Consider the following 13,291-nt stretch of genomic DNA (forward strand, 5'->3'; position numbering starts at 1 on the left):
CCGCGTTAAGGGGCGCGCCCCGGTGGCGGGAGGCGTCCGGCACGGCCCTCGACCCCGCCGGTTGCTCCGTTCGCCGCACGGTTCCACCACTCCGTGGAGTGACGGTGGGGCGCTGGTCGGAAAGTCACAACGACCTGACCCGTCTTGCTGTGCCTGGATAGTGCGCAAGTTGTCTGTCTCCTGGAGGAAGAACACCATGCTTCGTCACGTGACCACTGCCGCCTGCGCCGCCGCCCTCGTCCTGGGCGGGGCCTCCGCCGCGGCCGCCGACGCCGGTGCCCAGGGCGGCGCCGCCAACTCGCCGGGCGTGCTCAGCGGCAACGTCGTCCAGGTTCCGGTCCACATCCCCGTCCAGGTGTGTGGCAACTCCGTCAACGTCATCGGGCTGCTGAACCCGGCCCTGGGCAACAAGTGCATCGCTAAGTAAGCGACGGCGGACGCACAGCGCCGCCGGGTCCGGACCCCATGTGTCCCGGACCCGGCGGCGTTCGCCGTTCCCGGCTTCTGCGCGGCCGGATCAGACCAGGCCCAGGCCGGGGTCACCGGTGTAGGCGCGCGCCACGGCGAGGGAGTCCTCGTAGATGCGGAACGAGGTGATCAGTCCGTCCGCGGTCGTGAAGCGGACGACGAGCTCGTCCTCCAGCACCTCTTCCGAGGGGTGGAACCGGAAGGTGAAGCGGCCGTTGACGAAGACCGCGCCTGCGGACGCGTGGCTGTGCAGCACGTCGAACGCCAGCGGCTCGACGGCCTCGAACAGCGGGGCGTAATACCCGTAGCGCAGCGTCTCCCGCCCGCGGTGCGTCCCCACCCAGGGCACGATCTGCGCATCACCCGGAATGATCCAGACGGCCTCCTGGGCCACCAGCCCCAGCAGCCGGTCCGCGTCGCGGTCGGCGAAGGCGGCCAGGTAGGCGTTGACAGCGGGATCCTCGGTAGGACCTTCGGCGAGTGCGTCACTGCTCATGGAGTCCAGCTCTCCTTCCGGCGGATGCGGTGTGCGGCCCCACCCTCCCCCGGTCTCCGCGCTCCGCCCCGGCGGCGCACAGGAGCCGGGCACTCCACCACCCCCGCGCACCGCAACCGGGCGCGTCCCGCCCCGCTCCCGCACACGTCCGGTTCAGCGGCGGGCCGGGCGCCGGAGCCGACGGCGCACGCGGCGGCTCGCCCGGGACCGCTGCCCGGCGCTGCCGCGCAACGCGAGCCACATCCGCACCTCGGTGCCCCCGAGCACCGAGCGGCCCAGCCGTACGTCACCGCCGGTGGACTCCGCGACACGGCGCACGATGTCCAGACCGAGCCCCGTGGAGCCCGGGCCGCCGTCGCCGTGGCCGCGGCGCAGTGCCGCCTCCGGGTCGGGGATGCCGGGACCGGCGTCCGAGACCAGCACGATGACGGCCTCGCTGCCGGGGCCGCCGCTGTGCAGGTCGACGGAGAACGCGGTCCCCTCGGCGGTGTGCCGGAAGACGTTGCCCAACAGCGCGTCCACGGCCGCGGCGAGTTCCGCGCGGGCCACCGGCACCCGCACCGGGCGCTCGGCCCCGGCGACGCGCGCCTCGCGCCCCTCGTCCTCGGCCAGCGCCGACCAGAAGGCCATCCGTTCGCGGATCACCTCGGCCGCGTCGGAGGCGACCGCGCGCGACGTGCCCGGCGACTGGGCGCGCTGTTCACGGGCCGCCCCGATGATCCGGTCGACCTCCGCCTCCAACTGCGCGACGGCGGCCCGCATCTGGTCGGCGGTGTCCCCCTCGCCGAGCGAGGCGGCGTTGAGCCGCAGCACGGTGAGCGGGGTGCGCAGCCGGTGGGAGAGGTCGGCGGCCAACTCGCGCTCGTTGGCGAGCAGCTGGACGACCTGGTCGGCCATGGAGTTGAAGGCTGCCGCGGCCGATCGCAGTTCGGTCGGCCCCTCCTCGGGCACCCGCACGTCCAGGGCACCCTCGCCCAGGTCGTGCGCGGCTCCGGCGAGCCGCTCGGCGGGCCGCACCATCCGGGTGCCGAGCCGGTCGGCGACCGCGACCGAACCGAGCACCAGCGCGATGCCGACCCCGGCGAGCATCATCCAGGAGGTGGCCACACCCCGGGTGACCTCGGCATCGGGGACGAACACCTCGACGACCGCGATCTCCCCGCCCGCCACGGCGATGGGCCGCAGCAGCGCGTACCCGCCCCCGACCTCGACGGTGGTGGCGCGGCCGAGCCGCCGCGCGGCGGCCAGCCGGTCCCGCGGCGCACGGCTGCGTCCGACGCGCAGCGCCTCTCCGCCGCTTCCGGAGGTACCGCCCGCGGCATCGGACCCGGAGGTTCCGATCGGTACATGCACCGCGATCCGGCCCTCGGCCCCCGCCTGGGTGATGGCGACGGCGCGCTGGAGTGCGCGGCGGTCGCGGGTGAGGGCCAGTACCGGGCCGACCGCCGACGCCTGCCGCTCGGCGCCCGCGAAGGCGCGGTCGCGAGCGGTCTCCTCGACCACCAGCGCCAGTGGCACCGCGAAGGCCACCACCACCATCACCGTCACGGCGAGGCAGACCTTCACCAACGCCCATCTCACGCGGGCCCGCCGCTCACCCGGGCCCGTCCTCGTCCCGCGGGGGTTCCAACTTGACGCCGACACCGCGCAGGGTGTGCAGATAGCGCGGCCGGGCGGCCGTCTCCCCCAACTTCCGCCGCAGCCACGAGAGGTGCACGTCGATTGTCTGGTCGTCCCCGTAGGACTGCTGCCACACCTCGGCCAGCAGCTCCTTGCGCGGGACGACGACACCGGGCCGCCCCGCCAGGAAGGCGAGCAGGTCGAACTCCCGGCGGGTGAGGGCGAGTACAGCGCCGTCCAACTGGGCCATCCTGCGCAGCGGATCGACCACGAGGCCGCCCACCCGCAGTACGCCGTCCCCGGCGCTCTCCCCGCTGCCGCCGCCGAACTCCCCCGCGCGGGTACGGCGCAGCACGGCCGCCATCCGGGCCGAGAGGTGGGCCACCGAGAACGGCTTGACCAGATAGTCGTCCGCGCCCGCGTGCAGCAGCCGGACGATCTCGGCCTCGTCGTCCCGCGCGGTGGCGATGATCACAGGCACGTCCGTGACGCCGCGCAGCATCTTCAGGGCCTCCGCACCGTCCAGGTCCGGAAGTCCGAGGTCGAGGACGACCACGTCGAAACCGACCTGCGCCACCTCACGCAGGGCCTCCAGCGCCGTCCCCACGCTGCGGACCGCGTGCGCGGCCTCGGTGAGGTGCCGGATGAGGGCGGAGCGCACGAACTGGTCGTCCTCGACCACGAGCACACTTGCCATGGGCGGAACCGTACGACATTCCGACTGGCTCTACCCTGACGGGGATGCAGCACCTGAGTCGACGTTCCGGAACGCGCTGGCTGCCCGTCGGCGTCTGGCTCCTGACGACCGGCGCCGCCACCGCGCTCTCCTGGTTCGGCGTCCACGCGGTGCTGGACAACACCGCCTACGACAGCCCCGGGGCGCTGCCCGTCTCCGACGGGAGCACGGACCGCGCCTCGCCCCGGGCCTCCTCCACCCACCGGCCCGAACCCCGCCCCTCGTCCGCGTCGCCCACCCCCTCCGAGACGCCGGCTCCGAAGAAGCCGAGCACCCCCGCCGCCTCCGCCTCCCGTTCGGACGACGGCCCGCGCAGCCCGAGCGGACGCCCCGCCGGTCAGGTCAGAGGCGTGACCGTGCGCGGCGGCAGAGCGGTCTTCGACCTCAGCGGCGGCACCGGGGCGCTGGTGTCCGCGACTCCGGACCCCGGCTGGCAGATGAAGGTCTGGCACGCGCCCGGCTACATCCGGGTGACGTTCACCGACGGCTCCTCGTCCTCCTCGGTCTTCTGCCGCTGGGACGAGTCGGCGCCCCGCGTGGAGACCTTCGCCGGCTGACTGCCCGCGGCGGCGAGAAGTCCGCCGCCGTCCTGGAACGGGAATACCGGAATTCGGCATTTCGCTTTTCGGGTGCCACCGAGGGGCACCTTCAGGGATCCGCGTTTTCGGGGATCCGCGTTTTCGGGTTTGGCGTTTTCGGGGATCCGCGTCTACCGGCTACCCGAACGTGCCCTCCGGCGGGGGCGGGGATGCCGTTGCCGTCGCGTCCGTCACCACCGCGGCGCCGGCCGTGAACGCCTCCAGGGAACGCCCGGCCTCCACCCGGCCGGGATGCGGATCGCCCGCCGTGCGCCGGGTCAGCTCGGCGACGGGCAGCTCGCCCGCGGCTGCCAGCAGCACACCGTTGCCGAACCTGCGGCCGCGCAGCACCGCGGGGTCGGCGAGCAGGCAGCGCTCCGGGAAGACCGCGGCCGCCGTGGCGGTCTGGGCCCGCAGGTGGCGCAGCGACTTGCCGTCCACGATGTTCGCCGCGTACCACCCGTCGGGGCGCAGCACCCGCCGCACCTCGTGCAGAAATTCCACGCTGGTGAGGTGCGCGGGGGTGCGGGCTCCGCCGAAGACGTCGGCGATGACGAGATCCGCCCACGCCTCGGGCAGCTTCTCCACAGCGGCGCGCGCGTCGCCGCTCCGCACCCTGAGGCGTCGGCCCGGCTCCAGCGGGAGGTGCTCGCGCACCAGCCGGGTCAGCGCCTCGTCCACCTCCACCACCTGCTGTGTGGAGCGCGGCCGGGTGGCGGCGACGTACCGCGGCAGCGTGAGCGCCCCGCCTCCCAGGTGCAGGACCTGGACCGGGCGGCCGGGAGGCGCGAGGACGTCGACCACGTGCCCGAGTCTGCGCTGGTACTCGAAGCCGAGGTGGGTGGGGTCGGCGAGGTCGACGTAGGACTGCGGGGCCTCGTCCAGCAGCAGGGACCAGGCGTGCGGGCGGTCGGGGTCGGGCACCAGCGCCGCCACGCCGCCATCCACCTCCGCGCGGACGACGCCGGCGCCCCGGCCCCTGCTCCGCGGTGCGGAGCGCTGTCCGGAGCGCCCCGCGTCGCTCGCCCTGCCGCCGCGCTCGTCGGCGTGCCGCCGTGCCGTACCCCGTGCCATGCAGCCATTGTCCGACACTCTTCCCAGGTAACCCACACGAGCGGTTTCCCGATGGCGCCGCGCGCCCGTACGGGATCGTTCCCCCTCGTCCCGTAGGGTGCGGCGGCTCAACTCCCGTTGAGTGACTACAATACGAAAAGTGCGGAATTCTTGCTTTCGCCTTTGACCGTCCTTGATTCTCTCTTTTGTCGCTCCGAAATCGAGCGACCGGCTCTGTCGGCCGTGCGACTGAGGAAAGAGGAAAGGAATGAAAGTTCGGAATTCCCTGGCTTCGCTGGGCATGAGCGCGGTACTCGCGCTCGGAATCGGCGGCGCAATGGCTCCCGCGGCGGCAGCCGCGGCACCCGGCGCCACCGCACCCGGCGCCACCGCACCCGGCGCGGCCGCGGCCGGCGCTCCCACACCCGGGGTGGCGGCGAACGCGGACTACGCGAGCAAGGACCTGAAGACCGGCGGGATCCGGACCGGCAAGGCGTCGCCCGCCGGCCGGTTCGGACAGGCCCTGCCTCCGGCGCGGGCCTCCCTGCGCTGCTGGAGGCCCTACCTCTCCGGACGGGTCTTCGCGATCTCCTGCTCCGGGTCGGCGTACCGGGTCTTCGTCGACTGCTCGAACCGGGTCCGCTACGTCACGCCCGTCCTGTCGGGCAGCAAGCGCGTGACGCTGGTCTGCCCGGCCGGCACCCGGGCACTGCGCGGCGGCGCCTACGGGCGCTGATCCCGCGGAGCCCAGTGGGCTGCCGAGCGTTCCGGGGCGGGGCGCTGGGCAGCCCTTCGGTGCGCCGTCATCCGCGCCCGGCGGCGGCGATGGTGCGGGCCGCCTCGCCGAGAGCGGCGCGGAGTTCGGCGGGCTCGGTGGCGTGCGCGTAGGCGCCCTCCGGGGGCACCAGCCAGCCCGTGCCGGCCACCGGGGGCTCGCCCGACGCGCCGCGCGTCCCGGCTCCGTACCCCCCGGCCGCCGGCAGGGCGGTCTGGGTGCAGGCGCTGCCCGGCAGGTCCCAGCAGTCCGCGGTGCCGGGCGGGACGAGGAAGCCGAGGGTGTCCCCGGCGCGGTCGTGCAGCACCGGGCCGACACCGTCACGGAGCCTGAGGATGTCCACGGCCTCGAGCCCGTGCCGGGCGGGCACGGTCACCAGGTCACAGGGGCCGGGAACGCACCGGGCCGCCCGCGCGTCGCTGCCTACGCCAGTGTCCAACAACTCAGACGCCTCCTCGCGGTCGTTGTGCCACGTTCAACGGCTGTCTTTGTCAACGGCTACGGCGGCGAACCAGCGCATTGGATGGCACTTCATGGCAGAAGCAGGGTGAGATATCCCGTTTGTAGCCAAACACTGGGTGCCCGCACCGTCACAGCCGGTACGTTTCAGCCATGGCGTCGCCACCCTCAACGTCACCAGCACCGCAGCATCGCCCCAACACCGCTTTCCGGGCGCTGAGGGGGCATCTCTCCCCGGGGGAGTTCGCGGCGGCCGTGCGCCGCTCGGCCCGCGAGATCGGCGAGCAGGTCTCCTGCGACGCGCGCTACATCGGCCGCGTGGAGTCCGGGGAGATCAGATGCCCCAACTACGCCTACGAGCGGGTGTTCCTGCACATGTTTCCGGGCTGTTCGCTGACGGACATGGGCTTCGCACCCCGCGAGGCGGTGCGCGGTCGTGCAGCGCGCACTCGCAGGGCGCATGCGGATGAGCGTGCGCCCCTGCAATCCCCCACGCGCCGCAACGATTCCACCCACTCGCCACACCCCCCGTTCACCATCCGTTCCGACAGCCCTGGTTTCACCGCATTCCTCAACTGTCCCGAGTACGACGAGGAGAGCGACGTGCTACGTCGCGCTTTCATGACCGGCGGTCCAGCCGCCCTTGCCACCACCTCCCTGGGCGGTACCGCGCCCAGCGCCCGGGCCGCCCACCCCGCGCCCCCGGCAGTCCCCGCACACGCGCACGTGGGGGACGCCGAGGCCGGTGCCGTCGAGGACGCCGTGCGCCGGATCCGGCTGCTCGACGACCGGCACGGCGGCACCCGGCTCTACCGCCGGGCCATCGGCTCGCTGCAGGCCGCGTACGGCATGCTGGACGCGGGCACCCACCGTCAGTCGATCACCGACAGGCTGCACGCGGGGGCGGGCGAACTGGCCATCTCCGTGGGCTGGCTGGCCCACGACTCCGGCCGCTACAGCGACGCCCGCTCGCACTACGGGGAGGCACTGGCCACCGCGCGGGTCGCCCAGGACCCGGCGCTGGAGGCGCACGCGTTCTGCAACACCGCCTTCCTCGCCCGCGACGCGGGCCGCCCGCGCGAGGCCGTACGCGCCGCGCAGGCGGGCCGGCAGGCCGCGGAGAGCCTCGGCTCGCACCATCTGCTGTCGCTGCTCGCGCTGCGCGAGGCCGGGGGCTGGTCCGGCCTGGGCGACCGGGCGGGCTGCCAACAGGCGCTGGCCCGGGCCCGCCGCCTCTTCGGCAAGGGCACCCGCGAGAACGACCCCGAGTGGATGACCTTCTTCGGGGAGGCGGAGTTGGAGGGGCTGGAGGCGCAGTGCTGGTCGGCGCTGGGCATGTGGGACCGCGCCGCGGAGCACGCCGCCCGGGCCGTGCAGCTCCAGGACCCGCACTTCACCCGCAACCGCGCGCTGTTCACCGCCGAACTCGCGGGCGATCTGGCCGCGCTGGGCCAGGCTGAGGAGGCGGCGGCCGCCGGATCGCAGGCGCTGGACTTCCTCGGTCGCGTCCAGTCCACCCGGATCAGCGCCATGCTGGAGGCGGCAGCCGAACGGCTCACCGCCTTCCGCGGAGAGCCCGCGGTGGCCGCCTTCCTCCACCGCCGGGCGGCGACGGTCTGACGGGCGGCGGCCGAGGGGACCGCGGGCGCAGCGGATCGGTCAGTCCAGGTGCCCGGTGTCGTTCCAGCGCTCGACGGCGGGATCGCCGTAGGCCCAGCCGAGGACGGAGAGCGAGGCGGGGTCCAGCTTCAGGCGGGCCGCGAACGACGGGTCGTAGCCCAGCCAGCGGGCCCCCAGCACGCGCAGGATGTGGCCGTGCGCGAAGACCAGCACGTCGCGGTCGGCCGAGCGCGCCCAGCGCACCACCTCATCGGCACGGGCGGCGACCTCGGCCAGCGTCTCGCCGCCGGTCACGCCGTCCCGCCAGATGAACCAGTCGTCCCCGGCACGCTCCCGGATCTGCGGCGGAGTCAGCCCCTCGTAGTCGCCGTAGTCCCACTCCATCAGGGCGTCCCACGGCTCCGCCTGCGGGAAGCCCGCCAGCTCGCAGGTCTCACTGGCGCGCACCAGCGGGCTGGTGCGCACCTCGACGCCGGGCAGCCCGTTCCAGGGCGCCCGGTGCAGCCGCTCGCCCAGCAGCTTCGCCATCCGGCGCCCCTCGTCCAGCAGCGGGACGTCCGTGCGGCCGGTGTGCTGCCCGGTCACCGACCATGCGGTCTGACCGTGCCGGACGAGGAGGATGCGCGCTGCCATGGAGACCTCTCGGACGTGCTTCTCGGTGCTCCGGTCTGTCCGGAAACCACCCCTCCATCTTCACTCAGCCCGCGCGGAAACGACCGGGCGGGGGCGCGTTGTCAGCGCTGGATGCGAGACTTCGCCGGGTACCGCACCCTCCCCCGAGGCCACGCCGATGACTCGCTCCTCGCCACCGAAGCAGACCCCGCCGCAGGGCGCCGAACCGACGGGCCGGCGTGCCACGCCGCAGCGGCTCGCCGAGTTGCGCGGCGGGCCCGACGTGCCGCAGCGCCCGCTGGACGCGCGGGCACTGTCCGCGCTCGCCGCCAACCCGGGCTGCCGGCGCCGGGCGCTGCTGGACGGCGCGGGCGTGGACAAGAGCGCGGTCGCCCAGGCCCTCGGCGCGCCCGCTCCGTTCGGCCAGTCGCAGTTCGCGCTGGTCCGCGGCAACGTGTTCGAGGCGCGGGTGAAGGCGGACGGCGGCCAGGTCCTGCTCGAACTGCTGTGCAGCCACACCGGTGCGGACCGTCCGGATCCGGCCGAGATCACCGTGCCGGAGCTGACCGCAGACGGCCCGGCCTCGCGCGCCTTCCGCACCCGCGAGGCGCTCTCCGCGGCGGAGGAGGGGGGCTGGACGCTGCTGGATCATCCGCTGCTCTCGCTCCAGGTGGCCGGCTCCACCGCCTATCTGGAGCCGGACGCGCTGGCCGTCCACCCGGACGGCACGGTGTCGATCATCGAGATCAAGTCCTTCCCGATCCTGGACGGAGCGGCCGATCCGGTGAAGGCGGGCGCCGCCGCCCGGCAGGCGGCGGTCTACGCACTCGCGCTGGAGGATCTGCGGCCGGTGCGTGAACAGGCACTGCTGGTGTGCCCGAAGGACTTCTCCAACCTGCCCACCGGTGGCCTGCTGCCGCTGCGCAAGCAGATCGCCGCCACCCGCCGCCAGCTGAGGCGGCTGACCGGGCTGGAGGAGATCGCCGCCGAACTGCCCGCCGGCGCCCACTTCGCCCCGGCCCAGGAGCCCGGCGCGCTGGCGGCGGCCGTCGAGGCCGTGCCCGCCGCGTACGCACCGGAGTGCCTGTCCACCTGCGAGCTGGCGTTCCACTGCCGCGACCGGGCCCGCCGGGAGGGCGAAGTGGTCGCGCTGGGCCGCTCGGTGCGAGGCGAGCTGGGCGGCCTGGGGACGGTGTCCGAGGTGCTCGCGGCGGCCTCCGGGGATCCGGCGGACCCCGCGCCGGATCCGGCGGCGGCGCTGCTGCGCAGGGCGGCGACGCTGCGGGCCGAGGCGCTGTCCGCCGCGCGGTCGGCCGGCACGTCCGAGACGTGCGGCGAGGATACGGCGGCTGCCGGAACCGGTGGGCCGGTGCCCGCGCCCGCCGACCCGCGGACGGAGGCGCCCTGATGTCGCTGCTGAGCGCGCTGGCGCGGATGGAGGCCGCCGCGAGCGGCCGCGCGCGGCCGGTGGCGACCGTGCGCCACCGGCATCTGGCCGAACGCCCGCTCGTTCTCGTCCCGTTGACGACCGCAGGTGAGAACGGCGCGCCACTGGGGGTGATGCTGGGCACCGAACGGACGGCGCCCGAGGTGTTCACCGTGGCGCAGCCGCGCGACCGCGATCTGCGGTTCGCCTTCCTGGGGCGGCTGGCGGAGGCGATGCTGCCGCACCTGGAGTCCTGCCAGGACGAGGTGGAGCTGGTCGAGCGCAAGGAGACCGACCCGGAGACCGGAAAGCGGGTCACCGTCGAGGCGGAGCTGTGCGCCGACGCGCCGCAGGTGCTGGTCCCCACCGGCCCCGGCGTGGATTTCGTGCGGCTGCTGGGACGCTCGACGCGGTTCCGGCGGACCGCCGAGGAGGATCCGGAGGCCCAGCATCCGGCGCCGCCCCGGGTGCCGCTGCTGGGCCGCTGGCTGACGCACTACGGCGAACGTGCCCGGGTGCCGGGGTCCTCACTGCTGCTGCCCATGACGGGGCTGCTGTCCCGGCACTGGGCCACCGGACAGAGCCAGTTGGAGGACCAGCACCTGGGCGCGCTGCTGGCCTGGCTGGCGCCGCCGGACGGGCTCGGCGGAGCCGAGGCGGCGCTCCGGGCCGAGCTGGGCCGGGACGAGCGCGGCCAGCTCCTGGTGCCGCCCGCCGGACCCGCGACCGACCCGGCGTTCGACAACGAGCTGCTGGCCCCGGCGCTCGCGCGGCACGACCGCGGGGTGCCCGGCGCCGCCCAGGAGGTGCACGACCTGGTCGCGGGCCAGCTCAGCGCCACCTGGGAGGCCATGTGGCAGGGCGTCGACCTGCTGCGGACGCTGCCGGACGCCGCGCATCTGCCCGACAGGTGGCGCCGCGACCGGCAGTCCTACACCCACCATCGGGACCGGCTGCGGGCCGGCGAGCCGCCGCAGCCGCGCCGGGACGACGCGGTGACGGCCGCCCGCAAGCTCGCCATGCGCGAGCAGCGGCAGGCGGAGCTGGACGCCCAGGAGGCGCTGGACGACCCACTGGTGATGGCCGTGCGGCGGCTGGCGGGCGAGGCGTTCCTGGCGGAGGTGCTGGAGGTCGAGATGGCGTACTCGGACGGCAAACGGCCCTCGCCTCGCCCGCTGGTCACGGTGCACACCCAGGACGCGCCGCTGCTGTCCGACGGGGACAAGCTGCACCGCCGGCTGCCCGCCGGCGGCCGGCAGCGGGCCGAGCTGGCGGAGCTGGCGGGGCCCGGGGAGTACGTACTGCGGCTGGTCGGCGGGATGGGCCGGGGCAAGGAGCCGGCGCCGGGCACGGTGCCGGAGAAGGGTGATCTGACGTGCTGGACGGTGTTCGAGCACGCGCCGCGGGGCGGGCCCGGGCTGCCGGAGCCGGAGGAGACGCCCTGGACGCACGGCGGCCCGCCGGGCGACCGGGTCGCGGAGCAGCCGGACCCGGTGACCGCGGAGGACGTGCTGTGACGGCGCTGGTGGAGCAGCCCGGGGGCCCGCCGCGGGCGGGAGGCGGGGACGCGGAGGGCACGGCCGACCCGGGCCGGGCCGCCGCCGCGGCCACCGAGGCGATCCTGGCCGACACGCTGGGGGGCGCGCACCGGGGCGTGGTGGTGAACTCGCCGCCCGGCGCGGGCAAGTCCACCCTCGTGGTGCGGGCCGCGCGCGAGCTGGCCGCAGCCGGCCATCCGCTGATGGTCGTCGCGCAGACCAACGCGCAGGTGGACGACCTGGTGGACCGGCTGGCGACAGCCGACCCCGAGCTGCCGGTGGGGCGGCTGCACAGCAGTGAGCCCAGGCCCTACGACCCGATGCTGGACCGGCACCCCTCGGTGCGGCCCTCCGCGAAGCCCGCGGATCTGGCGGGGCTGGAGGTGGTCGTCTCCACCGCGGCGAAGTGGGCGTGGGTGGCGCCGGAGCAGCCGTGGCGGCACGCGATCGTCGACGAGGCGTACCAGATGCGTTCGGACGCGCTGCTGGCCGTGGCCGGGCTGTTCGAGCGGGCGCTGTTCGTGGGCGATCCGGGGCAGCTCGATCCGTTCAGCCAGGTCGGGGTCGAGCAGTGGGCGGGCCAGGCGCACGATCCCTCCGCCGGTGCGGTCGGCACGCTGCTGGCGCACAATCCCGGGCTGCCGCAGCATCGGCTGCCGGTCTCCTGGCGGCTGCCCGCCTCGGCCGCCGAGCTGGTGTCGGACGCGTTCTATCCGTACACGCCGTTCCGCAGCGGGACGGGACCCGGCGAGCGGCGGCTCGCCTTCACCGGGCCGGCCGACGGCTCGCCGCTGGACGCGGTGCTGGACGAGGCCGCCGCGGCCGGTTGGGGCCTGCTGGAGCTGCCCGCGGCCCGCACGCCCCGGACGGACCCGGAGGCCGTCGCGGCGGTCGCGCGGCTGGTGCACCGGATGCTGGAGCGGGAGGGCCGCACCCGCGGCGAGAAGCACGGCGACGGCGACCCGGACTCGCCGCTGTCCGCCGACCGGATCGCGGTGGGCACGGCGCACCGGGACCAGGCGGCGGCGGTCCGGGCGGCGCTGGCCGCGCCGGGCGGGGCCGGGGGCGACGCCGCGGCGCGGGTCACCGTCGACACGGCCAACCGGCTCCAGGGGCGGGAGTTCGACGTCACCGTCGTGCTGCACCCGCTGTCCGGGCGGCCGGACGCGACCGACTTCCATCTGGAGACGGGACGGCTGTGCGTGCTGGCGTCGCGGCACCGGCACGCGTGCGTGGTGGTGTGCCGGGCGGGCGTCGCCGCCCTGCTGGACGACCATCCGGCGACCGAACCGGTGCAGCTGGGCGCCGCGGCGCCCGCTCCGGACGGCTGGGAGGCCCATCAGGCGGTGCTGGCGCACCTGGCCCGGCACCGGGTGCGGGAGGAGTGACCGCGCGGGCCCGCCGGCTGCGGAGCAGCCGCTTCCGCGGGCCGTGCGGAGGCGCGGGTGCGGAGCGCACAATGGAGGGCGGCCCACCGTCTTGGAGGTATGTACATGGCTGAGCCGCACGCGGCTCCGGACCCCGCGCACTCGTCCGGCGGAGGGAGCGGGGGCGGCCCGCTGCACCGCCGACCGGCACCGCTGCTGTTCGAGCCGGCCGAGGCGGCTCCGGACGACGAGCATTTCTTCGGCCTGGAGTCGCTCACCGATCCCAAGGAGCTGCTGGACCGGGCGACGGAGCTGGTGCACGCGTTCCGTGCGGCTGCCGACCGGGCGCAGGAGTACCAGGCGTCGGCGGCCGCGCAGCTCGCCGACCCCAAGCGCTTCGACAAGCTGCCGGACGAGGCGATCGCGGACCGGGGCGGCTGGAGCGAGGAGTACGCCCGGAAGATGATCCAGTTCGGCCAGGATCTGCTGCGCGACCGGGTGCCGGGCACTCGGCCGCCCGGTCGGCAGTGAGTCTCCCCGGAC

General features: G+C 75.0%; 14 protein-coding genes. 8 read left to right on the top strand and 6 right to left on the bottom strand.

What is annotated here, in order from left to right:
* The first annotated feature begins 196 nt into the window (after positions 1-196).
* Positions 197-427 carry a chaplin gene (locus tag P2424_RS10665; RefSeq protein WP_026004704.1) on the top strand — a complete coding sequence of 77 codons (231 nt, stop codon included), beginning with the start codon at positions 197-199 and terminating at the stop codon, positions 425-427.
* Between the two features lie 90 nt (positions 428-517).
* Here P2424_RS10665 and P2424_RS10670 read toward each other — a convergent pair whose 3' ends face one another.
* The 3 genes from P2424_RS10670 to P2424_RS10680 all read right to left on the bottom strand — a co-directional run bounded on the left by P2424_RS10670 (position 518) and on the right by P2424_RS10680 (position 3,281).
* Positions 518-964, bottom strand: a complete 447-nt coding sequence (locus P2424_RS10670; protein ID WP_276475528.1) for a nuclear transport factor 2 family protein — start codon at positions 962-964, stop codon at positions 518-520.
* Positions 965-1,117: 153 nt separating this feature from the next.
* Positions 1,118-2,545 (bottom strand): HAMP domain-containing sensor histidine kinase, encoded by a 1,428-nt coding sequence (locus P2424_RS10675; RefSeq protein WP_276475529.1) that lies wholly within the window; start codon positions 2,543-2,545, stop codon positions 1,118-1,120.
* A 13-nt stretch (positions 2,546-2,558) separates the two neighbouring features.
* Positions 2,559-3,281, bottom strand: a complete 723-nt coding sequence (locus P2424_RS10680) for a response regulator transcription factor (RefSeq protein WP_276475530.1) — start codon at positions 3,279-3,281, stop codon at positions 2,559-2,561.
* A 44-nt stretch (positions 3,282-3,325) separates the two neighbouring features.
* Here P2424_RS10680 and P2424_RS10685 point away from each other — a divergent pair, with 44 nt between their 5' ends.
* A complete protein-coding gene (locus P2424_RS10685) occupies positions 3,326-3,877 on the top strand; it encodes a hypothetical protein (protein WP_276475531.1) in 552 nt (183 codons plus the stop codon).
* A 159-nt stretch (positions 3,878-4,036) separates the two neighbouring features.
* Here P2424_RS10685 and P2424_RS10690 read toward each other — a convergent pair whose 3' ends face one another.
* Positions 4,037-4,972: a fused MFS/spermidine synthase gene (locus P2424_RS10690; protein ID WP_276475532.1), complete on the bottom strand. Its 936-nt coding sequence runs from the start codon at positions 4,970-4,972 to the stop codon at positions 4,037-4,039.
* A 247-nt stretch (positions 4,973-5,219) separates the two neighbouring features.
* On the opposite strand from P2424_RS10690, the gene P2424_RS10695 reads away from it, so the two are divergent.
* Positions 5,220-5,687, top strand: coding sequence for a hypothetical protein (locus P2424_RS10695; protein WP_276475533.1), 468 nt, complete (start codon positions 5,220-5,222; stop codon positions 5,685-5,687).
* A 67-nt stretch (positions 5,688-5,754) separates the two neighbouring features.
* Here the strand turns inward: P2424_RS10695 and P2424_RS10700 are convergent, their stop codons facing one another.
* A complete protein-coding gene (locus P2424_RS10700; protein ID WP_276475534.1) occupies positions 5,755-6,165 on the bottom strand; it encodes a hypothetical protein in 411 nt (136 codons plus the stop codon).
* 173 nt (positions 6,166-6,338) lie between these two features.
* On the opposite strand from P2424_RS10700, the gene P2424_RS10705 reads away from it, so the two are divergent.
* Positions 6,339-7,805, top strand: a complete 1,467-nt coding sequence (locus P2424_RS10705) for a tetratricopeptide repeat protein (RefSeq protein ID WP_276475535.1) — start codon at positions 6,339-6,341, stop codon at positions 7,803-7,805.
* A 39-nt stretch (positions 7,806-7,844) separates the two neighbouring features.
* Here the strand turns inward: P2424_RS10705 and P2424_RS10710 are convergent, their stop codons facing one another.
* On the bottom strand, positions 7,845-8,438 hold the full coding sequence (locus P2424_RS10710) for a histidine phosphatase family protein (protein WP_276475536.1): 594 nt from the start codon (positions 8,436-8,438) through the stop codon (positions 7,845-7,847).
* A 157-nt stretch (positions 8,439-8,595) separates the two neighbouring features.
* Here P2424_RS10710 and P2424_RS10715 point away from each other — a divergent pair, with 157 nt between their 5' ends.
* From P2424_RS10715 to P2424_RS10730, 4 genes are all read left to right on the top strand, one after another.
* Entirely contained in the window at positions 8,596-9,825 is a 1,230-nt protein-coding gene (locus P2424_RS10715) for a hypothetical protein (RefSeq protein WP_276475537.1), read from the top strand.
* Complete coding sequence (locus P2424_RS10720) at positions 9,825-11,360, top strand: hypothetical protein (protein WP_276475538.1); 1,536 nt, start codon at positions 9,825-9,827, stop codon at positions 11,358-11,360. The genes P2424_RS10715 and P2424_RS10720 overlap by 1 nt, the downstream gene beginning before the upstream one ends.
* Before the next feature lie 5 nt (positions 11,361-11,365).
* Positions 11,366-12,769: an AAA domain-containing protein gene (locus P2424_RS10725; protein ID WP_276478916.1), complete on the top strand. Its 1,404-nt coding sequence runs from the start codon at positions 11,366-11,368 to the stop codon at positions 12,767-12,769.
* Between the two features lie 105 nt (positions 12,770-12,874).
* Complete coding sequence (locus P2424_RS10730; RefSeq protein WP_276475539.1) at positions 12,875-13,279, top strand: hypothetical protein; 405 nt, start codon at positions 12,875-12,877, stop codon at positions 13,277-13,279.
* Positions 13,280-13,291: the final 12 nt, after the last annotated feature.

The organism is Streptomyces sp. WMMB303, from assembly GCF_029351045.1.
GTDB lineage: Bacteria > Actinomycetota > Actinomycetes > Streptomycetales > Streptomycetaceae > Streptomyces.

Excerpts from the sequence above, each read along its gene's own strand:
- P2424_RS10665 (WP_026004704.1), top strand. The coding sequence starts at position 197 with ATGCTTCGTCACGTGACCACTGCCGCCTGCGCCGCCGCCCTCGTCCTG.
- P2424_RS10670 (WP_276475528.1), bottom strand. The coding sequence starts at position 964 with ATGAGCAGTGACGCACTCGCCGAAGGTCCTACCGAGGATCCCGCTGTC.
- P2424_RS10680 (WP_276475530.1), bottom strand. The coding sequence starts at position 3,281 with ATGGCAAGTGTGCTCGTGGTCGAGGACGACCAGTTCGTGCGCTCCGCC.
- P2424_RS10685 (WP_276475531.1), top strand. The coding sequence starts at position 3,326 with ATGCAGCACCTGAGTCGACGTTCCGGAACGCGCTGGCTGCCCGTCGGC.
- P2424_RS10690 (WP_276475532.1), bottom strand. The coding sequence starts at position 4,972 with ATGGCACGGGGTACGGCACGGCGGCACGCCGACGAGCGCGGCGGCAGG.
- P2424_RS10695 (WP_276475533.1), top strand. The coding sequence starts at position 5,220 with ATGAAAGTTCGGAATTCCCTGGCTTCGCTGGGCATGAGCGCGGTACTC.
- P2424_RS10705 (WP_276475535.1), top strand. The coding sequence starts at position 6,339 with ATGGCGTCGCCACCCTCAACGTCACCAGCACCGCAGCATCGCCCCAAC.
- P2424_RS10710 (WP_276475536.1), bottom strand. The coding sequence starts at position 8,438 with ATGGCAGCGCGCATCCTCCTCGTCCGGCACGGTCAGACCGCATGGTCG.
- P2424_RS10715 (WP_276475537.1), top strand. The coding sequence starts at position 8,596 with ATGACTCGCTCCTCGCCACCGAAGCAGACCCCGCCGCAGGGCGCCGAA.
- P2424_RS10720 (WP_276475538.1), top strand. The coding sequence starts at position 9,825 with ATGTCGCTGCTGAGCGCGCTGGCGCGGATGGAGGCCGCCGCGAGCGGC.
- P2424_RS10730 (WP_276475539.1), top strand. The coding sequence starts at position 12,875 with ATGGCTGAGCCGCACGCGGCTCCGGACCCCGCGCACTCGTCCGGCGGA.